Raw genomic sequence first — 21934 nt, 5'->3', positions numbered from 1 at the left:
CAGCACCAAATCATGCTGATAACGCCGCCAGCCGTGCGCCAGCAGCTCCCATTTTGATAGCCAAGGACAGCCCCATGTCTGCGAAACTCATCCACGGTTACGAAGTCGTCATCGGCTTTGAAACCCACGCCCAGCTGGCCACGAAGAGCAAAATCTTCAGCCGCGCCAGCACCGCCTTTGGCGCCGAGCCCAACACCCAGGCCTGCGCCGTCGATCTGGCCCTGCCCGGCACGCTGCCGGTGATGAACCGCGAGGCCGTGGCCTGCGCCATCAAGCTCGGGCTGGCGCTGGGCTCGCACATTGCGCCCGTCAGCATTTTTGCGCGCAAAAATTACTTCTACCCCGACCTGCCCAAGGGCTACCAGATCAGCCAGTTCGAGATTCCGGTGGTGCAGGGCGGCGAGGTGTCGTTCTTTCTGGAGGGTGAGAAGAAAACCGTGCGCCTGGTGCGCGCCCACCTGGAAGAAGACGCGGGCAAATCGCTGCACGAAGACTTTCTCGGCCAGTCGGGCATCGACCTGAACCGCGCGGGCACGCCGCTGCTGGAGATCGTGACAGAGCCCGATATGCGCTCGTCCGAAGAGGCCGTGGCCTACGCCAAAGAGCTGCACAAGCTCGTCACCTGGATTGGCGTGTGCGACGGCAACATGCAAGAGGGGTCGTTTCGCTGCGATGCCAACGTCTCGGTGCGCAAGCCCGGCCAGCCGCTGGGCACGCGCCGCGAGATCAAGAACCTCAACAGCTTCAAGAACATGCAGCAGGCGATCGACTACGAGATCCGCTGGCAGATTGAAGAGATTGAAGATGGCCGCGCCATCCAGCAGGCCACCGTGCTGTTCAACCCCGACACGGGCGAGACGCGCGCCATGCGCACCAAGGAAGACGCGGCCGATTACCGCTACTTCCCCGACCCCGACCTGCCGCCGCTGGTGATTGCGCCCGAGTGGGTGGAGCGCGTGCGCGCCGACATGGCCGAGCTGCCGCGCGTGATGGCGGCGCGCTTTGTGCAGGACTACGGCCTGCCCGAGTACGACGCCACCCTCCTCACGCAAAGCAAGGCCATGGCCGCCTACTTTGAAGCCGCCGCCCAGGCCAGCGGCCAGGCCAAGCTGGCCAGCAACTGGATCATGGGCGAGATTTCGCGCCGCCTGAACGCGCAAGACAGCGGCATCGAAAGCGCCGCCGTCAGCGCCGCGCAACTGGCCGCGCTGATTGGCCGCATCCAGGACGGCACCATCAGCAACAACGCCGCGCGCCAGGTGTTCGAGGCGCTGTGGAGCGGCGAGGCCAGCGATGTCGATGCGGTCATCGAGGCCAAGGGCCTCAAGCAGATGAATGACAGCGGCGCGCTGGAAAAAATCGTCGATGAGGTGATTGCCGCCAACCCCGGCAACGTCGAGCAGTTCAAGGCCGGCAAGGACAAGGCGTTCAACGCCCTGATTGGCCAGATCATGAAGGCCAGCAAGGGCAAGGCCAACCCGCAGCAGGCCACTGATTTGCTGCGCGCGCGGCTGGGCGGCTAGCGCTGTTTTTGGCTGGCTGACCAGGGCGCCAAACGGTCAGGATATGGCGCAGCAACGGGATGCGGTACTGCAATGAGCAGCCGTTGCCGAAACCATTTTTTCCTTCCTGCCATGTGAGCAAACCCACTTCCTGCCAGGGCCAAAAAACAGAAAGCGACACAAGGTGTGCCGTGCGGTGAAGAATGTGCGCTATGACCTATTCCCCTCCCCCCACCTTGCGCATCGACTTTGTCTCCGACGTTTCCTGCCCCTGGTGCGCCGTCGGCCTGGGCGCGCTGCAAGCCGCTCTCGCCCGCGTGGCGCCGGACATCACCGCCGAGCTGCACTTTCAGCCGTTTGAGCTGAACCCCCACATGCCCGCCGAAGGCCAGGACACCATCGAGCACCTGACGCAAAAGTACGGCATCAGCGCCGAGCAGGCGCGCGCCAACGGCCAAGCCATCCGCGAGCGCGGCGCAGCCGTCGGCTTCACCTACGACCCCGAGCGGCGCAGCCGCGTCTGGAACACCTTTGACGCCCACCGCCTGCTGCACTGGGCCGAGCTGCAAGGGCCGGCGCAGCAGCTGGCGCTCAAGCAAGCGCTGCTCAAGGCCTACCTCACCGATGGCGAGAACCCGTCTGACCACGACGTGCTGGTGCGCCTGGCTGGCGAGGCGGGTTTGAATACCGCGCAGGCGCGCGAAGTGCTGGCCAGCGACGAATACGCCCAAGCGACGCGCCAGCGCGAGCAGGAGTTTCTGGACGCCGGCATCCATTCCGTGCCGGCCATCATCCTGAACCGCCAGCATTTGATTTCCGGCGGCCAGCCGGTCGAGGTGTTTGAACGCGCACTGCGCCAGGTGGCGGGCGCGGCCAACACGTCGGCGGCGTCTGTGCAGTCCGCATAGCCCGATAGCCCGGTGCGCACTCCCGGCCGGGGTGCCCTGGCCGTTCTATCGCCCGTTGCCAGCGGCAGCATGTTCAGAGGCCCGTCGAGGGCTGTGAAAAAAGGCCTGCCACGCTCAGCTTGATAACGCGCTAAGAAACTGCGGCGCCCGGCGCCAGCATGCCCCGGGTGACGATGAAGTCCACCACCTGCGCCAGCCCCTCCAGCGTTTTCAGATTCGTCATCACGAAGGGCTTGAGGCCCTGGGCGTTGGTGCGCATGCGGCGGGTATCGGCGTCCATCACAGCCAGGTTGGCGCCCACGTAGGGGGCCAGGTCGGTCTTGTTGATGACGAACAGATCACTTTTGGTGATGCCGGGACCGCCCTTGCGCGGGATTTTCTCGCCCGCCGCCACGTCGATGACGTAGATCGTCAGGTCGCTCAGCTCGGGGCTGAAGGTGGCGGCCAGGTTGTCACCGCCGCTCTCGATGAAAACGATGTCGGCCTCGGGAAACTGCACCAGCATGCGGTCAATCGCTTCGAGGTTGATGGAAGCATCTTCGCGGATGGCGGTGTGCGGGCAGCCGCCGGTTTCCACGCCCAGGATGCGCTCGGCGGGCAGCGCGCCGCTCACGGTGAGCAGGCGCTGGTCTTCCTTGGTGTAGATGTCGTTGGTGATGGCGATCAGGTCGTAGTGCTCGCGCATGGTTTTGCAGAGCATTTCCAGCAGCGTGGTCTTACCCGAGCCGACGGGGCCGCCAATGCCCACGCGCAGCGGCGGCAGGGGTTTGGTGCGGCGGGGGATGTGGTGCAGTGCGTTGGTCATGAGCGGAACAGGCGGGAGTATTGGGTTTCATGCTGGGCCGACAAGATGGCCAGCATGGGCGAAAAAGACTGGCGCTGGTCGTCGGTCAGCCCCAGCGCATGGTCTGCGGCAGCGGGGATGGCGGCGGCCAGGCGCGCCAGGATGCGCTGGCCCGCGCTCTGGCCCAGCGGCACGGCCTTGAGCGCGGCCTGCACCATGTTCTCGGCCCAGCCAAAGGCATAAGCCAACAGCACGTCGCGCGCGCCAGCCTCGGTGCTGGCGGCGGCCAGCGCGAAAGACACCGGGTAGGTGGGCGGCAGCGCCGCCAGCGCGGCAACGCCCTCCAGGCGCTCGGGCACGCCGGCGTGCTGGTTGCGCAGCCAGTCGGCCAGGGAGCGGCCCATCTGCTCGGTCTGCAAGCGCATTTCGCTGCTCTCGCGCGTGTGCAGCACCCAGTCGTTCAGCGTGCGCACGGTGGCGTGGTCGCCCCGCCGCCAGGCGGCCAGGGCCCGGCCCAGCACGGCCAGATCGGCGCGCGCCTGGGTCAGCCGCAGTTGGTCGATGAGCCAGTCGGATGCTGCACTTTCTGTAGCTACTCCCGCCCGCTCCACGGCCACTTCCAGCACTTCGGAGTAAGAAAACCCGCCCACGGGCAGCGCTGGCGAGGCCAGCCAGATCAGTTGCAGCAGGCTGGCAGCGGGCAGGGGCGCGGGGGCGGTGCTCATCGGTGTCCGTGCGGGGCGTGCCCATGGCCGTGCTCGTGCTCGTGCTCGTGCGCGGGGCCGTGGGTGTGCGCAGAGCCGTTCGGGGGGCTACCGGGATGACTGTGGCTATGCCCATGCCCGTGGCTGGCAGCGTGGTCGCCGTAGGCGCCGCTTTCGGGCTCGAAGGCGGCCTGCTGTTCCTGCACCGCCAGGTGCATGGCGCGCAGCATGTCGGCCAGCACATGGTCGGGCTCGATCTGCAAATAGGCCGGGGTCAGCTCGATGGGCACATGGCGGTTGCCCAGGTGGTAGGCGGCGCGCACCAGATCAAACGGCGTACCGTGCTGCGGGCAGGGCGTGATGCGCAGCACCGCCTGCGGCGCGGCCACCACGCGCACCAGCGTGCCGTCCTCGGCCACCAGCACGTCGCCGCCGCGCACCACGCTGCCGCGCGGCAAAAACACGCCCAGCGTGCGGCCCTGGCTGTCGGTGGCCTGGAAGCGGCTTTTCTGGCGCGTGTCCCAGTCCAGCACCACCTCGGCGGCGCGTTGCAGCAGCACGGGCGCCAGGTGCTGGCCACGGGGCAACAGTTTGGAGACGTGGAGCATGGTGGTTCAGGGCTCAGGGTTCGGGGTTCAGAACAGGAAGTAGCGCTGCGCCATCGGCAGGCTGGTGGCGGGCTCGCAGGTCAGCAGCTGGCCATCGGCGCGCACCACGTAGGTTTGCGCGTCCACCTCCATGCGCGGCGCGTAGTCGTTGTGGATCATGTGCCGCTTGCCCAGGCCGCGAATGCCTTTGACGGCGCTGAGCGTTTTGTGCAGGCCAAAGCGATCGCCAATGCCCGCCGCCAGCCCGGCCTGCGAAACAAAGGTGAGCGAGGTCCTGGCGATGGCCCCGCCAAAGGCGCCGAACATGGGCCGGTAGTGCACCGGCTGCGGCGTGGGGATGGAGCCGTTGGGGTCGCCCATGGCGGCCATGGCGATGCAGCCGCCCTTCAAAATGAGCGACGGCTTGACGCCAAAAAACGCCGGCTTCCAGACCACCAGATCGGCCCATTTGCCCACCTCGATGCTGCCCACTTCGTGGCCGATGCCGTGCGCAATGGCGGGGTTGATGGTGTATTTGGCCAGGTAGCGCTGGATGCGGAAGTTGTCGTTGCGCGCGCCGTCGCCGGGGAGTGCGCCGCGCTGCTGCTTCATCTTGTGCGCCGTCTGCCAGGTGCGGAGGATGACCTCGCCGACGCGGCCCATGGCCTGGCTGTCGCTGCTCATCATGCTGATGGCGCCCAGGTCGTGCAGGATGTCTTCGGCGGCGATGGTTTCCTTGCGGATGCGGCTCTCGGCAAAAGCCAGGTCTTCGGCAATGGCGGGGCTCAGGTGGTGGCACACCATGAGCATGTCCACATGCTCGTCCAGCGTGTTGATGGTGTAGGGGCGCGTGGGGTTGGTGGAGCTGGGCAGCACGTTGGCCTCGCCCACCACTTTCAAAATATCGGGCGCATGGCCGCCGCCCGCGCCCTCGGTGTGGAAGGTGTGGATGGTGCGGCCCTTGAACGCCGCCACGGTGTCTTCGACAAAGCCCGATTCGTTCAGCGTGTCGGTGTGGATGGCCACCTGCGTGTCCGTCTCTTCGGCCACGTTCAGGCAGTTGTCGATGGCGGCGGGGGTGCTGCCCCAGTCCTCGTGCAGCTTCAGGCCAATGGCGCCGGCGCTGATCTGCTCGTGCAGCGCGGCCGGCAGGCTGGCGTTGCCCTTGCCGAGAAAGCCCAGGTTCATGGGAAAGGCATCGGCCGCCTGCAACATGCGCTCCAGGTGCCAGGGGCCGGGCGTGCAGGTGGTGGCCAGCGTGCCGGTGGCCGGGCCGGTGCCGCCGCCCAGCAGGGTGGTCACGCCGCTGGCCAGGGCTTCTTCGATCTGCTGCGGGCAGATGAAGTGGATGTGGCTGTCCACGCCGCCCGCCGTGACGATGTGGCCCTCGCAGCTGATGATCTCCGTGCCGGGGCCGATGGCGATGTCCACGCCCGGCTGGGTGTCGGGGTTGCCAGCCTTGCCTATGGATGCGATGCGCCCGCCCTTGAGGCCAATGTCGGCCTTGACGATGCCCCAGTGGTCGAAGATCAGCGCATTGGTCAGCACCGTGTCCATGGCGCCTTCTGCGCGGCTGCGCTGGCTTTGCGCCATGCCGTCGCGGATGGTCTTGCCGCCGCCAAACTTCACTTCTTCGCCGTAGCTGCCCGCTTGCAGGGTGAAGTCTTTTTCGACCTCGGCGATCAGGTCGGTGTCGGCCAGGCGCACGCGGTCGCCCACGGTGGGGCCAAAAATTTCAGCGTAAGCGCGGCGTTCGATGGTGGCCATGGGCAAGGGCTTTCTATGGTTTTGATAGCTGCTCGCGCTGACTGCACAAGCGCTGGAGGCCGATTTGGTTCATATTTTTCAGAGCAGCCCTTGTGTCAGGCCGCGAAAGCCGAACACCGCGCGCTCGCCCGCGTAGTCCACCAGCTCGACGGTGCGCTGCTGGCCGGGTTCAAAGCGCACCGCCGTGCCGCTGGTGATGTTCAGCCGCATGCCGCGCGCGCTAGCGCGGTCAAAACCGAGCGCAGCGTTGGTTTCGGCAAAGTGGTAGTGCGAGCCGACCTGGATGGGCCGGTCGCCGGTGTTGCGCACCACCAGGGTGAGCGTGCGCCGCCCGGTGTTGAGCGCGTGCGCGCCGTCGTTGATGAGGAGTTCGCCGGGGGTCATGGGGGGCCTTTCAAGCGCGGGGGGGCGGGGGTGGTTCAGGCCATGCGCACCAGCAGCGCCGCGCCCAGCAGCGCGGTGGATGCGCCCGCCAGCACGGCCAGCCAGCGGTGGCGCGCCACCACGGCGTGGCCCAGGGCCATGCCCGTGCCGTGCAGCAGCGCCGTGCTGACCAGCATGCCCACCAGCGCCAGCCATTGGCCCGCGCCGCCCAGCTCGGTGCCGTGCGCCGCGCCGTGGAAGAAGGCAAAAGCGCCGACCAGCACGGTGGTCAGCGCCAGGGGCAGCTGGCGGCGCTGCGCCAGCAACAGGCCCAGCACCAGCAGCGAGGCGGCCACCATGGGCTCCACGCCCGGCACCGCCACGCCGACAAAGCCCGCCACCGCCCCCACGGCCAGCAGCGCCACAAAGGCCGCTGGCGCCAGCCACGCCGGCCGCACGGCCAGCGCGCTCCACACGCCCACGGCCAGCATGGCGGCCAGGTGGTCGGGGCCGGTGATCGGGTGCAGCAGCCCTTGCAGCAAGCCGCCGGGGCCGTGGTCGGCATGGCCGGCATGGGCCCAGGCCAGCGCGGGCAGCAGGGTCAGGGTGGCCAAGGCCATGGAAAGTGCTTTGTTTTTCATAGCTGGTAGCGCAGGTGGATAAAGGGCTGGAAGCCAAAAAGGCTTGAAATTCAGGCGTCAGACAATGGGCTGGTGGACGGTGACCAGCTTGGTGCCATCGGGAAAGGTGGCCTCGACCTGGATGTCAGAAACCATCTCGGCGATGCCGTCCATCACGTCGGCGCGCGTGAGCACGTTGCGGCCCTCGCTCATCAGTTGCGCCACGGTCTTGCCGTCGCGCGCGCCCTCCATCACGGCAGCGCTGATGAGGGCCACGGCCTCGGGGTAGTTGAGCTGCAGGCCGCGCGCGCGGCGGCGCTCGGCCAGCAGCGCGGCGGTGAAGATCAGCAGTTTGTCTTTTTCACGGGGCGTGAGTTCCATGTCGTTTCACTCCATGCTTTGGTCAGTCAGCCCATGCGGCCAGAACACGCTGGCCGAGCACGGGGCGTGGGTTCCATGCGCGGGCTCCGGGGTGCGGGGTGCGGGGTATGCAGGCTTGTCAGCAAACATCGTGCCTGCCCGGCGGGCGCCGGGAGATGGCATGAAAACTGCACCCGGCTGCTGTGTGCCCGCGCCGGGTACGCCTTGGCCCCCACTCCACCATGCCGCAGCCCTCCACCGCCCCGCCCAGCCACGCAGGCGCCCCGCCCCCGGCGGCGCCTGCGGACACGCCAGCGGGCGCGCCCCAGCAGGTGGTCAAGGTGCGCCGCGACTACAACCGCTGGGTGGCCACCGAAACCCTGGAGGACTACGCGCTGCGCTACACGCCGCAGCGCTTTCGCCAGTGGTCGGAATGGCGCGTGGCCAACACGGCGTTTGGCGCGGCATCGTTTCTGGTGCTGGAGGCCGTGGGCGCCACGCTGCTGGTGCAGTACGGCTTTGTCAACGCCTTCTGGGCCATCCTGGCCACGGGGCTGATCATCTTTCTGGCGGGCCTGCCCATCAGCGTGTACGCCGCCCGCTACGGCGTGGACATGGACTTGCTCACGCGCGGCGCGGGCTTTGGCTACATCGGCTCGACGGTCACGTCGCTGCTCTACGCCACCTTCACCTTCATCTTTTTTGCGCTGGAGGCCGCCGTGATGGCCTACGCGCTGGAGCTGGCGCTGGACGTGCCGCCGCGCTGGGGCTACCTGGTGTGCGCGCTGGTGGTGATTCCGCTGGTGACGCACGGCGTGTCCACCATCAGCCGCCTGCAGATGTGGACACAGCCGCTGTGGCTGGTGATGCTGGTGGTGCCGTATGTGTTCGTGCTGGTGCGCGATCCTGGTGCGTTTGCCGGGGTCACGCACTACGGCGGTGAATCGGGCCGGGCCACGGCGTTCAGCCTGCCCCTGTTCGGTGCGGCGCTCACCGTGGGCATTGCGCTCATCACGCAGATGGGCGAGCAGGCCGATTACCTGCGCTTCATGCCCGCGCGCGCACCGGCCCAGCGCTGGCGCTGGTGGCTGGGCGTGCTGGCCGGTGGCCCGGGCTGGGTGGTGCTGGGCGTGCTCAAGATGCTGGGCGGCGCGCTACTGGCCTACCTGGCCATCACGCACAGCGTGCCCGTGGACCGCGCGGTAGACCCCAACCAGATGTACCTGGCGGCCTACGAGTACGTGTTTCCACACTACGGCTGGGCGGTGGCGGCCACGGCGCTGTTCGTGGTGGTGTCGCAACTCAAGATCAACGTCACCAATGCCTATGCCGGCTCGCTGGCGTGGAGCAACTTCTTCTCGCGCCTCACGCACAGCCACCCGGGGCGCGTGGTGTGGGTGGTGTTCAACACGCTGATCGCTTTCATGCTGATGGAGATGAACGTCTTTCGGGCGCTGGGCGAGGTGCTGGGCCTGTACTCGAACCTGGCCATTGCCTGGATCATGGCCGTGGTGGCCGATCTGGTCATCAACAAGCCGCTGGGGCTGTCGCCCCGGGGCATCGAGTTCAAGCGGGCGCACCTGTACGACATCAACCCGGTGGGCGTGGGCGCGATGGCGCTGGCCTCGCTGCTGTCGATGGCCGCGCACCTGGGCCTGTTTGGGGCGCTGGCGCAGGCGTTCTCGGCGGTGATTGCCATGGTGACGGCGTTTGTCGCGGCGCCGCTGATAGCCTGGGCCACGCAGGGGCGCTACTACCTGGCGCGTGCCGCTGCTGCGCCGCCGCACGGGTCACGCCCCTGCGCCGGGGCGGATGCACCGGGGGTCGGCCCGGCGGCGGCGCCGCGCCCGCACGGGGCGGGCCGGGCGGCAGTGGCCGTGCAGCGCTGCGTGGTGTGCGAGCGCGCGTACGAAGCGCCCGACATGGCGCAGTGCCCCGCCTACCGGGGCGCCATCTGCTCGCTGTGCTGCACCCTGGACGCGCGCTGCGGCGACATGTGCAAGCCGCACGCCAGCCTGGCGGTGCAGTGGTCGGCGGCCTTGCGCTGGCTGCTGCCACGGCGCGTGTGGCGCTCGCTGGACAAGGGGCTGGGGCACTTCTTGCTGCTGATGCTGGTGATTGCGCCGCTGCTGGCGGCGGTGTTCGGGCTGTTCTACCACCAGGAGTTGCAGACGCTGGCGCTGGCCGGCGCCGATGCCAGCGCGCAGCAGGACACGGCCAGCGCCTTGCAGTCGGGCCTGCTCAAGGCCTACCTGGCGCTGCTGCTGATTGCCGGCATCGTGGCCTGGTGGCTGGTGCTGGCGCACCAGAGCCGCCAGGTGGCGCAGCAGGAATCCAACCGGCAAACGCATTTGCTGCAACGCGAAATCGCCCTGCACCACCAGACCGACCAGGCCTTGCAGGAGGCGCGGCGCGTGGCCGACCAGGCCAACCAGGCCAAGAGCCGCTACATCAGCGCCATCAGCCACGAACTGCGCACGCCGCTCAACAGCATCCTGGGCTATGCCCAGCTCATGGGCGACGACGCCAGCGTGCCGCCGCACCGCCAGCAGGCGGTGAACGTGATCCGCCGGGGCGGCGAGCACCTGCTGTCGCTGATCGAGGGCACGCTGGACATTGCGCGCATCGAATCCGGCAAGCTCACCCTGGACGTGGCCCCCATGCGCCTGGCCGACGGCCTGCACGAGATGGCCGACCTGTTCGAGCTGCAAGCCGCCGCCAAGGGCCTGGCCTTTGTGTTCGACGTGCAGGGCGTGCTGCCCGAGGTGGTGCGCGCCGACGAAAAGCGCCTGCGCCAGATCCTCATCAACCTGCTGGGCAACGCCATCAAGTTCACGGCACAGGGCAGCGTCACGCTGCGCGTGCGCTACGCCCGCGAGATGGCGCGCATCAGCGTGCAAGACACCGGCCCGGGCCTGACGGAGGCAGAAATCGCCCACATCTTCGAGCCGTTTGCGCGGGGCGGTGCGCCGGGCACCTCGGGCGCCAGCGCCGCAGCGCCCGTGCCGGGCGCGGGCCTGGGGCTGACCATTGCCAAGATGCTGACCGAGCTGATGGGCGGCGAACTCACGCTCACCAGCCAGCCCGGCGTGGGCTCGGCCTTCCACATCAAGCTGTTCCTGCCCGAGGTGCATGCCGATGCCTGGGGCCAGGCCCCGGCCCGCGCGCGCGCAGCCCCACCGCGCCGCGCCTATGCCGGTGCGCGCCGCCGCATCCTGGTGGTGGACAACGAGGAGGCCGACCGCGAACTGCTGGTGCAACTGCTGGAACCCCGGGGGTTTGCCTTGCGCCAGGCCTGCAGCGGGCACGACGCGCTCGACCTGCTGGCCAGCGGCTACCGGCCCGACGCCCTGCTGATCGACCTGGCCATGCCCGGCATTGACGGCTGGGAGACGCTGCGGCGCGTGCGCCAGATGGCGCTGCCCGATCTGCACTGCGCCATCGTCTCGGCCAACGCCTTTGACAAGGGGCTGGAGAACGCGCTGGGCATCGGCCCCGGGGATTTCATCGTCAAACCCATCCGCCACAGCGAGCTGCTGGACTGGCTGGAGCGCCGCCTGGCCCTGGTGTGGGTCGATGCGCCAGCGCCCGCTGCGCCCGCCGCCGCCCCGGTGGCGGCGCCCGCGCCGCTGGTGTTTCCGGAGGGCGCGGCGCTGGCGGCGTTGCAGCACAGCGTGTCGCTGGGCTACTACCGGGGCATCCTGAACGCGCTGGACGAGATCGAGCGCAGCCACAGCGGCCACGCCGCCTTCGTGCAGACCCTGCGCGCACTGGCCCAGGCGTTCCAGTTCGAGGCCATGGAGCAGATTCTTCAACAGGCACCCCATGCACCCCCACCTACCCCCTGAGCTTCCCCCTGAGCCCACGTCGGCACCCCCGATCCTCGACCGCGCGCACAGCGACGTGGTGCTGATCGTCGATGACGTGCCCGACAACCTGGCCGTGCTGCACGATGCGCTCGATGAATCGGGCTACACCGTGCTGGTGGCCACGCGCGGCGAAGCGGCGCTGCAACGTGCCGCACAGGCGCTGCCCGACATCGTGCTGCTGGACGCCCTGATGCCCGGCATGGACGGCTTCGAGGTGGCGCGGCGCCTGAAGGCCATGGCGCAGACGGCGCACATTCCCATCATCTTCATGACCGGGCTGACGGAGACCGAGCACCTGGTGGCGGCGCTGGAGGCGGGCGGCGTGGACTACGTGACCAAGCCCATCAAGCCCAAGGAAGTGCTGGCGCGCATGAACGTGCACCTGCAAGGCGCGCGCCGCGCCCGCCAGGAGGTGCGCCAGGCCGGACAGGCGCGCAACGCGCTGGACGCCTTTGGCTACGCCAGCATCACGGTGCGCGTGGGCGATGGGCGGCTGATGTGGCAAACCCCGCTGGCGCGCGACCTGCTGCTCGATTACTTTGGCAGCAGCGCGCCCTATGCGCCCACCGTGGTGCTGGACTGGCTGCGCCAGCACCTGCCCGACCTGGAGCGGCTGGCGCAGCAGCAGCAAGAGCCGCCGCGCCTGAACGTGCAGCAGGGCGCGCGCTGCCTGAGTTTTCGGCTGCACCAGCAGACCGGCGATGGCGAGGGCGGCGGCGACTGGCTGATCGTGATGCGCGAGGTGTCCGATACCGCCGTGATCGCCTGCCTGGGCCTGGGCTTCAAGCTCACGGCGCGCGAGGCCGAAGTGCTGTACTGGCTGGTCAAGGGCAAGACCAACCGCGACATTGGCGAGATTCTGGGCAGCAGCCCGGCCACCGTCAAAAAGCACCTGGAGCGGGTGTACGTCAAGCTGGGCGTGGAAACGCGCACGGCGGCGGCGGGCATGGCCATGGCGCGCATCCGGCAGTCGCACCCGCAGTTCGAGGGGTAGGCCCCAGTAGCCCGCAACGTGGCACAGTCCTTGCGTGGCACAGGGCTCTAGCCGACGGAGTTCCCATGCACGCATTGACCTTACCCGCTGCGGACCATTACGACGAGATGCTGCTGCCCAGTGGCGCCATCCGGCCGCATTACCAATCCTTTGCCAACTGGCTGCACGCGCAAACGCCCCAGGCGCTGGCCAAGAAACACGCCGAGGCCGATTTGCTGTTCCACAAGGTCGGCATCACCTTTGCGGTGTATGGCGACGAGGCCGGGGCCGAGCGCTTGATTCCGTTTGACACCGTGCCGCGCATCGTGCATTCCAACGAGTGGAAGATGCTGGAAGCGGGCCTGCGCCAGCGGGTGACGGCGCTGAACCGCTTCTTGTGGGACATCTACCACGACCACGACATCATCAAAGCCGGGCTCATTCCCGCCGAACAGGTATTTGCCAACGCCCAGTACCAGCCCGCCATGCAGGGCCTGGACTTGCCACACGGCATTTACGCGCACATCACCGGGGTCGATCTGATCCGCCATTGCGATGGCGGCTACTACGTGCTGGAAGACAACTTGCGCGTGCCTTCCGGCGTGAGCTACATGCTGGAAAACCGCAAGATGATGATGCGGCTGTTTCCCGAGCTGTTTGCCCGCTATCCGGTGGCCCCGGTGGCGCACTACCCGACCTTGCTGCTCGATACCCTGCGCCACTCCAGCGAAGTGGAAAACCCCAGCGTGGTGGTACTGACACCGGGGCCGTGCAACTCGGCCTACTTCGAGCACGCCTTCCTGGCCCAGCAAATGGGCGTCGAGCTGGTGGAGGGGCAGGACCTGTTCGTCAAGGACGACTACCTTTACATGCGCACCACCGTGGGCGCGCAGCGGGTGGACGTGATCTACCGGCGCATTGACGACGCCTTTCTCGACCCGCTGGCCTTCAACGCCGACTCCATGCTCGGCGTGCCGGGCCTCTTGTCGGTGTACAAGCAGGGCCACCTGATCTTGGCCAATGCCATCGGCACCGGCGTGGCCGACGACAAGTCGATCTACCCCTACGTGCCCGACATGGTCCGCTTCTACCTGAACGAGGAGCCGATCCTGCACAACGTGCCCACCTGGCAATGCCGCAAGCCGGACGACCTGGCCCATGTGCTGAAGCACATGGCCGAGCTGGTGGTCAAAGAGGTGCATGGCGCGGGCGGCTACGGCATGTTGGTCGGGCCTGCATCCACAGCCGCCGAGGTGGCCGACTTCAAAGAGCGCGTGCGCGCCAACCCCAGCAACTACATCGCCCAGCCCACGCTGTGCCTGTCCAGCTGCCCGACCTTTGTCGAGAGCGGCATTGCGCCGCGCCACATCGACCTGCGCCCGTTTGTGCTCAGTGGCCGCGAGGTGTCGATGGTGGCCGGTGGCCTGACGCGCGTGGCCCTGAAAGAAGGCTCGCTGGTGGTCAACTCGTCCCAGGGTGGTGGCACCAAGGACACCTGGATTCTGGAGGCCTGAGATGCTGTCACGTACTGCCGCCCAACTCTTCTGGATGAGCCGCTACCTGGAGCGCGCGGAAAACCTGGTGCGCATGCTCGATGTGACGCACTCGCTGTCGCTGCTGCCGCAATCGCGCGGGGCCATGACCGAGTTTGCCGCGCCGCTGGCCGTCACCGGCACGCTGAGCCCGTACATCGCACAAAACCGCAAGCTCGATGGCGAGGCGCTGTTTCACTACATGGCGCTCGATCTGGACAACCCCGCCTCGGTGCTGTCGTGCCTGAAGCTGGCGCGCGAAAACGCCCATGCCGTGCGCGGCAAGATCACCGCCGAAATGTGGGAGGCGATCAACGCCAGCTGGCTCGAAGCGCGCGAGATGCCCCGGCGCGGCATCACCGATGTGTCGGGCTTTTTTGACTGGATCAAGGAGCGCTCGCACCTGTTTCGCGGCGCCACCTACGGCACCTTGCAGCGCAACGATGCCTACTGCTTCATCCGCCTGGGCACCTTCATTGAGCGCGCCGACAACACGGCGCGCCTGCTCGACGTCAAATCGCAACTGATCGAGCCTGCCGTGGCCGGTTTGGCGCCAGTCCATCTGCCGCAGGAAAGCGCCCCCGAGTTTTATGCCTGGAGCGCGCTGCTGCGCTCGCTGTCGGCCTTTGAGGCCTACCACGAGGTGTACCGCGATGCGCTCGATGGCCGGCGCGTCACGGAACTCTTGATCCTGCGCCCCGACGTGCCACGCAGCCTGCGCGCCTGCTGCGACGAAATCCGCAGCATCCTGCCGGACATCAAGGCCCTGCCGGGCGCCATGGACGCGGGTCGGGAGGTCAAGATGCTGGCGGGCAAGCTGGCGCTGAAGCTGGAATATGGCGCGGTCGATGAAATCCTGGACGCTGGCGTGCACCACTGGCTGACCGATTTTCTGGCCCAGTCGGCCCGGCTGGGCGACGCCATCGGCAAGGCCTACCTCGAAGCCAATTGAGCGCCGGTTTTTTGAACCCCGCAAGGAAACGACATGCACCTGCTCATTGCCCACGAGACCGTTTACCGCTACGACCGCCTGGTCCAGCGCAGCACGCAGTACCTGCGCCTCACACCGCGCCCCGGCCACGGCCTGAAGGTGCTGTCCTGGCAGCTCACGCTGCCGGCCCCGGCATCGCGCTGCCTGGATGCCTACGGCAACACCATGCATGTGCTGACGCTGGACAAGCCGGTGAGCGAAATCCACCTGCTGGCGCGCGGCGAAGTCGAGACCGACGACCGTGCGCCCACGCCCGACCCCGAGGACGAGTGGCCCGCGCAGCTGTTCCTGCGCGACTCAGCCCTGACGCGCGCAGACGCTGCGCTGCGCCAGTTTGCCCACGGGCATGCGGCGCAGGTGGCGTCCGACCCGCTGGCGGGCCTGCTGCACATGATGCAGGCGTTGGTCGTGGTCATGCCCTATACACCGGGCAGCACCGACGCAGCCACCCCGGCCGCCGAGGCCTTTGCCAACCAGAACGGCGTTTGCCAGGACCACGCACAGGTCTTTGCCACCTGTGCGCGGCTGCTGGGCCTGCCCGCGCGCTACGTCAGCGGTTATCTGGCGACCGATAGCGAGCATGTGGCCAGCCACGCCTGGACCGAAGTACGCCTGCCCCAGGGCTGGCTGGGTTTTGATGTGTCCAACCAATGCCTGGCCAATGGCCGCTACGTGCGCCTGGCCATCGGCGCCGACTACGCCGATGCCTGTCCGGTGCGCGGTATGCGCCTGGGCGGTGGGGTGGAGCACCTGCAAACGGCGGTGCAGGTCAGCCACGGCGGCAAAGGGGCTGAGCAGTGAATCAGGCAAGGGATAATCGTGCCGATTCAACGCGCCTTCTCCTTCTTTCTCTCTCACCATGACCTACTGTGTTGCCATGCGGCTGGATGCCGGCCTGCTGTTTGCCTCGGACTCGCGCACCAATGCCGGGGTCGATCACATCGCCACCTTCCGCAAGATGAATGTGTTTGAAGTGCCCGGCGAGCGCCTGATCACGCTGCTGAGCGCCGGGAATCTGGCCACCACCCAGAGCGTGGTCAGCTTGCTGCGCCAGCGGCTGGCGCACAAAGGCGTGCCCGAGGGAGAGCATTTGTTCAACCGCGCCTCGATGTACGACGTGGCCGAACTGGTAGGGCGCACCGTCAAGGAAACGGTAGCCCGCGATGCCAATGCCCAAACCTTGGGGCAAGGGGTGGACTTTGGCGGCAACTTTCTGGTCGGCGGGCAGATTCGGGGCGAGGAGCCGCGTCTGTTCCATGTCTATGCCCAGGGCAATTTCATTGAAGCGGGGCAAGACACGCCGTACTTCCAGATTGGCGAATCCAAATACGGCAAACCCATCATCGACCGCGTGGTGCGCCACGACACCTCGCTGAAAGAAGCCGCCAAGTGCACGCTGATCTCGTTCGACTCGACGATACGCAGCAACCTGTCGGTGGGTTTGCCCATCGACATGCTGCTGTACCGCACCGACTCCTTTGCCCCGGCAGCGCCGCACCGCATCACCGCAGACGACCCCTACTTCCTCAAACTGAGCCGGGGCTGGGGCGAGGGGCTGCGCCGCACCTTTGCCAGGCTGCCCGACGAAGACTGGTTTCGCTGACCGGCTGTGCGCCGGGCAGCACCCGCCGGGGCCGCTACCAGAGGCCCCGGCTCTATTGGGATCATTTTGGCCTTGAGGCCAATCTGGTAAAGCGCCAGCAGCTATCGAAAAAATAGCAAACTAGCGCTGTCCTGTGGCGCATTGCGCCCCGCCCGGACAGCGCCAGTACGCCACCTGGCGTATTGGCCGGGCACAGGGGTGTCTCCAGAATCGGTTCATCGCTGACAAGACTGCCGCAAAGAACAAACAGCGCGGCAGACACAGCGACCACCACCCTTTCACTCCCTGGAGCCGCTCATGCAACGTCGATCCACCCTCAAGGCACTGACCGCCGCCATGGCCCTGGCGGGCCTGTCTGCCCTTCCCGCCCACGCCGCCGACACCATCAAGGTCGGCATCCTGCACAGCCTCTCGGGCACCATGGCCATTTCGGAAACCGTGCTCAAGGACACGGTGCTGATGGCCATTGACGAGATCAACGCCAAGGGCGGCGTGCTGGGCAAGCAGCTCGAACCCGTGGTGGTCGATCCGGCCTCCAACTGGCCGCTGTTCGCAGAAAAAACCAAGCAGCTGCTGGGCCAGGACAAGGTCTCGGTGATCTTTGGCTGCTGGACATCGGTGAGCCGCAAATCGGTGCTGCCCGTGGTCGAAGAAATGAACGGCCTGCTGTTCTACCCCGTGCAGTACGAGGGCGAAGAGCTGTCGAAAAACGTGTTCTACACCGGCGCCGCGCCCAACCAGCAGGCCATCCCGGCGGTGGACTACCTGATGAGCAAGGACGGCGGTGCAGCCAAGCGCTGGGTGCTGCTGGGCACCGACTACGTGTACCCGCGCACCACCAACAAAATCCTGCGCGCCTACCTGAAATCCAAGGGCGTAAAAGACAGCGACATCGACGAAAAATACACGCCGTTTGGCCACTCTGACTACCAGACCATCGTGGCCGACATCAAGAAGTTCAGCCAGGGCGGCAAGACGGCCGTGGTGTCCACCATCAACGGCGACTCCAACGTGCCGTTCTACAAAGAGCTGGGCAACGCGGGCCTGAAGGCCAAGGACGTGCCCGTGGTGGCATTCAGCGTGGGCGAGGAAGAACTGCGCGGCGTGGACACCAAGCCGCTGGTGGGCCACCTGGCGGCGTGGAACTACTTCATGTCCCTCAAGAACCCGACCAACGCGGCCTTCATCAAACAGTGGAGCGATTACGCCAAGGCCAAGAACATTGCGGGCCACAAAGACAAGCCGCTGACCAACGACCCGATGGAGGCCACCTACATCGGCATCCACATGTGGAAGCAGGCCGTAGAAAAAGCCAAGAGCACCGATGTGGACAAGGTGATTGCCGCCATGGCGGGCCAGACCTTCAAGGCGCCCAGCGGCATCGTCAGCAAGATGGACGAGAAGAACCACCACCTGCACAAGAGCGTGTTCATCGGTGAGATCAAGGCCGACGGCCAGTTCAACGTGGTCTGGAAAACGCCCGGCCCCGTCAAGGCCAAGCCCTGGTCGCCCTACATCGAAGGCAACGACAAGAAGAAGGACGAGCCACAAGGCAAATCCGCAATGTGACAGCCACCGGCCCCGGCGCCCGCGTTGCAGCGGGGGCCGGGCCGGACGAGGGCGCACCGCGCGCCCGCCCCTGTGCCCCGGGCTGTGTTCGGCGCACACATGACACCTACCGCGCAGTGCGCCCCCGTTCCATGCCTTCCAGAATCTTTTACCGCTGGTTTGTCTGCCTGCTGCTCTGGTGCGCAGCCGTGCAGGCCCACGCCCTCACGCCCGAGGCGGCGCGGGCCATGGCCGCAGGCGATACCGACGAGCGCATCGCCGCCCTGCAACGCGCCACGGCCACGCCCGACGACGCCACGCTGGCCTTCATCCGCGCCATGGCCGACGACGCCGTCAAGGTGGCGGGCGAGCGCGCCATCGTCCTGAAAGACGGCAAGGGACTCGATCCTGTCACCGGCGCCGAGGTGAGCGTGCCCGACGACGCCGAAGACATCGTCAACAACAACCGCATGCGCGGCGAATTCGACGCCGCGCTGGCCGCGCTGCAACTGCTCTCGCCCGACGCGGCCCAGCGCCGTGCCGCCATCGAGGCGCTGAAAGAAGACACCGACGAAGCGCGCCTGCCCCTGATAGAAAAAGCCCTGGCACTGGAAAAAGACACCCGCCTGCAAGCGCAGCTCGAAGCCATCCGCGCCCGCATCCTGCTGGCCAGCCCCAGCGCAGAGCGCCGCCTGGAGGCCGCGCAGTACCTGACCCACAGCGGCAACCCGGCCACGCGCACCGTGCTGCTGGAGCAACTGCGCCAGGAGGCCGACCCGAAGGCCCGGGCCGCCATGCAGTCAGCCTTGACCGCCGTGGAAGGGCGCCTGCAATGGGGCGAGAAACTGGCCGCGCTGTTCTCGGGACTGAGCCTGGGCAGCATCTTGCTGCTGGTGGCGCTGGGCCTGGCCATCACCTACGGGCTGATGGGCGTCATCAACATGGCGCACGGCGAGCTGATGATGGTGGGCGCCTACGCCACCTACGTGGTGCAGGGCCTGTTCCAAAAATACCTGCCCGGCGCCTTTGACTGGTACCTGGTAGCGGCCCTGCCGGTGGCGTTTGGCGCCTCGGCGCTGATGGGCGCGGTGCTCGAGCGCAGCGTGATCCGCTTTTTGTATGGCCGCCCGCTGGAGACCTTGCTGGCCACCTGGGGCATCAGCCTGGTGCTGCAACAGCTGGTGCGCAGCGTGTTCGGCGCGCAAAACGTGGGCGTAGAAAACCCCGCCTGGATGAGCGGCGGCGTGCAGCTCATGGACAACCTGCAGCTGCCCTGGAACCGCGTGCTCATCGTCGCCTTTGCCTTTGCCGTGCTGGCGGGCGTGGCCTTTCTCATCAGCCAGACGCGGCTGGGCCTGTTTGTGCGCGGCGTGACGCAAAACCGCCCCATGGCCGCGTGCATGGGCGTGAACACCGCGCGCATCGACACCTACGCCTTTGCGCTGGGCTCGGGCATTGCGGGGCTGGCGGGCTGCGCGCTGAGCCAGGTCGGCAACGTGGGGCCTGACCTGGGCCAGGGCTACATCGTCGATGCGTTCATGGTGGTGGTGCTGGGCGGCGTGGGCCAGCTGGCGGGCACGGTGTACGCCGCCCTGGGCCTGGGCGTGCTGAACAAATTTCTCGAAGGCTGGATGGGCGCCGTGCTGGCCAAGATTGCCGTGCTGGTGCTCATCATCGTCTTCATCCAGAAGCGCCCCCAAGGCATTTTTGCCATGAAAGGCCGCAGCGCGGAAGCCTGACCATGACCACCTCCTCTTCTCCCTCTACCCCTGCCGCCGCCGTTGCCGCACCCGCGTTGCAGCTCCCGGCCCCGGCGCCGCTGCTCACGCGCACGGGCTGGTCGGCCTTTGCCGCCGCGCTGATCGTGGTGTGCGCGGTGGCGCCGCTGCTCAACCTGTGGGTGCCTGCGGGCAGCCCGCTGCACCTGTCAGACTACGCTGTGGCGCTGCTGGGCAAGATCATGTGCTACGCCATCTGCGCGCTGGCCATGGACCTGATCTGGGGCTACACCGGCATCCTGAGCCTGGGCCACGGCCTGTTCTTTGCGCTGGGTGGCTACGTGATGGGCATGTACCTGATGCGCCAGATTGGCCGCGACGGCAACTACCACAGCGACCTGCCCGACTTCATGGTGTTCCTCGACTGGAAGGAGCTGCCCTGGCACTGGGCGCTGTCCGACAGCTTTGCCGCCACGCTGATTCTGGTGCTGGCCGTGCCGGGCGTGATCGCCTTTGTGTTTGGCTACTTTGCCTTTCGCTCGCGCATCAAGGGCGTGTACTTTTCCATCATCACGCAGGCGCTCACCTATGCGGCCATGCTGCTGTTCTTCCGCAACGAAACAGGCTTTGGCGGCAACAACGGCTTTACCGACTTCAAGCGCATTCTGGGCATGCCCCTGGCCACGCAGAACATGCGCATGACGCTGTTTGTGCTCACCGGCGTGGCGCTGCTGGGCTTCTTTTTGCTGGCGCGCTGGCTGGTGCGCAGCAAGTTTGGCCGCGTGCTGCAAGCCGTGCGCGACGCTGAAACGCGCGTCATGTTCTCGGGCTACTCGCCGCTGCCCTACAAGCTCACCATCTGGACGATCAGCGCCATGATGTGCGGCGTGGCCGGGGCGCTGTATGTGCCGCAGGTGGGCATCATCAACCCCGGCGAGATGAGCGCCGCCAACTCCATCGAGATCGCCGTCTGGGCCGCCGTGGGCGGGCGAGCCACGCTGATCGGGCCGATTGTGGGCGCCTTCATCGTCAACGGCGCCAAGAGCTGGCTCACGGTGACGGCGCCCGAGTTCTGGCTGTATTTTCTGGGCGCGCTGTTCATCGCCGTGACGCTGTTCCTGCCCCACGGCGTGGTGGGCCTGGTGAAAAAACTCAAAAGCAAAACCTCCCCAGGAGCCGCACCATGACCCCCGACCTGATGGACGAAGGCGCCCGGCGCCTGCACAAGGCGCAGGCAGCCGTGGCCACCCCGGGCCACACCGAATCCGGGGGCCGCGCCGCAGGCTTCTCGCGCATTGCCACGCCCGGCGCCGTGGACGTGACCCATGGCCGCATCCTGTACCTGGAAGACGTGCATGTGAGCTTTGACGGCTTCAAGGCCATCAACGGCCTGAACCTGGACATTGCTCCCGGCGAGCTGCGCTGCATCATCGGCCCCAACGGCGCGGGCAAGACCACCATGATGGACATCATCACCGGCAAGACGCGGCCCCAGCAGGGCAGCGTGTTCTTTGGCAGCACCATCGACCTGCTGCGCCACAACGAGCCCGAGATTGCCAGCCTGGGCATTGGCCGCAAGTTCCAGAAACCCACCGTGTTCGAGCAGCTCACGGTGTTCGAGAACCTGGAGCTGGCCCTCAAAACCCACAAGGGCGTGGCATCGAGCATGTTCTTCCAGCTGGACTCAGCGCAGTCCGACCGGCTGGCCGACATCCTGCACACCATCCACCTGGCGGACAGCGTGGCGCGCCAGTCAGGCAACCTGAGCCACGGACAAAAGCAGTGGCTGGAGATTGGCATGTTGCTGATGCAAGAGCCCCAGCTGCTGCTGCTGGACGAGCCCGTGGCCGGCATGACCGACGACGAAACCGCCCGCACCGCCGAGCTGTTCTTGACGCTCAAGGGCCAGCACTCGCTGATGGTGGTGGAGCACGACATGTCGTTCATCCGCACCATCAGCGAAAAAGTCACCGTGCTGTGCGATGGCGCCGTGCTGGCCGAAGGCACGCTGGACCAGGTGCAGGCCGACGAGCGCGTGATCGAGGTGTACCTGGGCCGCTGATACCGCCGCCCAGCCAACTATCAAAACCATAGCTGCTCGCGCT

The 21934-nt window shown here is 66.9% G+C and carries 19 protein-coding genes; 12 read left to right on the top strand and 7 right to left on the bottom strand.

Going from position 1 to position 21934, the window contains the following annotated elements; genetic code table 11:
• Positions 1 to 74: 74 nt before the first annotated feature.
• Both gatB and EV674_RS10300 read left to right on the top strand, forming a co-directional pair.
• On the top strand, positions 75 to 1523 hold the full coding sequence (gene gatB / locus EV674_RS10305; RefSeq protein ID WP_119013236.1) for an Asp-tRNA(Asn)/Glu-tRNA(Gln) amidotransferase subunit GatB: 1449 nt from the start codon (positions 75 to 77) through the stop codon (positions 1521 to 1523).
• Positions 1524 to 1714: 191 nt separating this feature from the next.
• Positions 1715 to 2410, top strand: a complete 696-nt coding sequence (locus EV674_RS10300) for a DsbA family oxidoreductase (RefSeq protein WP_119013237.1) — start codon at positions 1715 to 1717, stop codon at positions 2408 to 2410.
• Between the two features lie 130 nt (positions 2411 to 2540).
• Here EV674_RS10300 and ureG read toward each other — a convergent pair whose 3' ends face one another.
• From ureG to EV674_RS10265, 7 genes are all read right to left on the bottom strand, one after another.
• Complete coding sequence (gene ureG, locus EV674_RS10295) at positions 2541 to 3215, bottom strand: urease accessory protein UreG (RefSeq protein ID WP_119013238.1); 675 nt, start codon at positions 3213 to 3215, stop codon at positions 2541 to 2543.
• The gene (locus EV674_RS10290) at positions 3212 to 3919 is read right to left on the bottom strand and encodes an urease accessory protein UreF (RefSeq protein ID WP_119013239.1); all 708 of its coding nucleotides are present in this window, start codon (positions 3917 to 3919) and stop codon (positions 3212 to 3214) included. Before EV674_RS10290 ends, ureG begins: the two co-directional genes overlap by 4 nt.
• Positions 3916 to 4506: an urease accessory protein UreE gene (gene ureE / locus EV674_RS10285; protein WP_119013240.1), complete on the bottom strand. Its 591-nt coding sequence runs from the start codon at positions 4504 to 4506 to the stop codon at positions 3916 to 3918. The genes EV674_RS10290 and ureE overlap by 4 nt, the downstream gene beginning before the upstream one ends.
• 27 nt (positions 4507 to 4533) lie before the next feature.
• On the bottom strand, positions 4534 to 6252 hold the full coding sequence (gene ureC / locus EV674_RS10280; protein WP_119013241.1) for an urease subunit alpha: 1719 nt from the start codon (positions 6250 to 6252) through the stop codon (positions 4534 to 4536).
• 78 nt (positions 6253 to 6330) lie between these two features.
• Positions 6331 to 6636 carry an urease subunit beta gene (locus tag EV674_RS10275; RefSeq protein WP_119013242.1) on the bottom strand — a complete coding sequence of 102 codons (306 nt, stop codon included), beginning with the start codon at positions 6634 to 6636 and terminating at the stop codon, positions 6331 to 6333.
• Positions 6637 to 6671: 35 nt separating this feature from the next.
• Positions 6672 to 7235, bottom strand: coding sequence for a HupE/UreJ family protein (locus tag EV674_RS10270; protein ID WP_243647379.1), 564 nt, complete (start codon positions 7233 to 7235; stop codon positions 6672 to 6674).
• A gap of 78 nt (positions 7236 to 7313) precedes the next feature.
• A complete protein-coding gene (locus EV674_RS10265) occupies positions 7314 to 7616 on the bottom strand; it encodes an urease subunit gamma (RefSeq protein WP_119013244.1) in 303 nt (100 codons plus the stop codon).
• A 221-nt stretch (positions 7617 to 7837) separates the two neighbouring features.
• Here EV674_RS10265 and EV674_RS10260 point away from each other — a divergent pair, with 221 nt between their 5' ends.
• From EV674_RS10260 to urtD, 10 genes are all read left to right on the top strand, one after another.
• Positions 7838 to 11443, top strand: a complete 3606-nt coding sequence (locus tag EV674_RS10260; RefSeq protein ID WP_119013245.1) for a hybrid sensor histidine kinase/response regulator — start codon at positions 7838 to 7840, stop codon at positions 11441 to 11443.
• Positions 11421 to 12458, top strand: coding sequence for a response regulator transcription factor (locus EV674_RS10255; RefSeq protein WP_132750428.1), 1038 nt, complete (start codon positions 11421 to 11423; stop codon positions 12456 to 12458). The genes EV674_RS10260 and EV674_RS10255 overlap by 23 nt, the downstream gene beginning before the upstream one ends.
• A gap of 107 nt (positions 12459 to 12565) precedes the next feature.
• Entirely contained in the window at positions 12566 to 13951 is a 1386-nt protein-coding gene (locus EV674_RS10250; RefSeq protein WP_445512699.1) for a circularly permuted type 2 ATP-grasp protein, read from the top strand.
• Between the two features lies 1 nt (position 13952).
• Positions 13953 to 14921: an alpha-E domain-containing protein gene (locus tag EV674_RS10245; protein ID WP_119013248.1), complete on the top strand. Its 969-nt coding sequence runs from the start codon at positions 13953 to 13955 to the stop codon at positions 14919 to 14921.
• A 33-nt stretch (positions 14922 to 14954) separates the two neighbouring features.
• Complete coding sequence (locus EV674_RS10240) at positions 14955 to 15761, top strand: transglutaminase family protein (protein WP_119013249.1); 807 nt, start codon at positions 14955 to 14957, stop codon at positions 15759 to 15761.
• Between the two features lie 58 nt (positions 15762 to 15819).
• Complete coding sequence (locus EV674_RS10235; protein ID WP_119013250.1) at positions 15820 to 16563, top strand: proteasome-type protease; 744 nt, start codon at positions 15820 to 15822, stop codon at positions 16561 to 16563.
• A 297-nt stretch (positions 16564 to 16860) separates the two neighbouring features.
• Positions 16861 to 18132: an urea ABC transporter substrate-binding protein gene (gene urtA / locus EV674_RS10230; protein ID WP_119013251.1), complete on the top strand. Its 1272-nt coding sequence runs from the start codon at positions 16861 to 16863 to the stop codon at positions 18130 to 18132.
• 131 nt (positions 18133 to 18263) lie between these two features.
• Positions 18264 to 19850 (top strand): urea ABC transporter permease subunit UrtB, encoded by a 1587-nt coding sequence (gene urtB / locus EV674_RS10225; RefSeq protein WP_119013269.1) that lies wholly within the window; start codon positions 18264 to 18266, stop codon positions 19848 to 19850.
• Between the two features lie 2 nt (positions 19851 to 19852).
• The gene (gene urtC / locus EV674_RS10220; RefSeq protein WP_119013252.1) at positions 19853 to 21016 is read left to right on the top strand and encodes an urea ABC transporter permease subunit UrtC; all 1164 of its coding nucleotides are present in this window, start codon (positions 19853 to 19855) and stop codon (positions 21014 to 21016) included.
• Complete coding sequence (urtD, locus tag EV674_RS10215) at positions 21013 to 21891, top strand: urea ABC transporter ATP-binding protein UrtD (RefSeq protein ID WP_119013253.1); 879 nt, start codon at positions 21013 to 21015, stop codon at positions 21889 to 21891. The genes urtC and urtD overlap by 4 nt, the downstream gene beginning before the upstream one ends.
• Positions 21892 to 21934 lie beyond the last annotated feature (43 nt).

Source organism: Simplicispira metamorpha, assembly GCF_004341365.1.
Classification (GTDB): domain Bacteria; phylum Pseudomonadota; class Gammaproteobacteria; order Burkholderiales; family Burkholderiaceae_C; genus Simplicispira; species Simplicispira metamorpha.
Note: the sequence above shows the minus strand (reverse complement) of the source record. Positions and strands in the feature narration are given on the sequence as shown.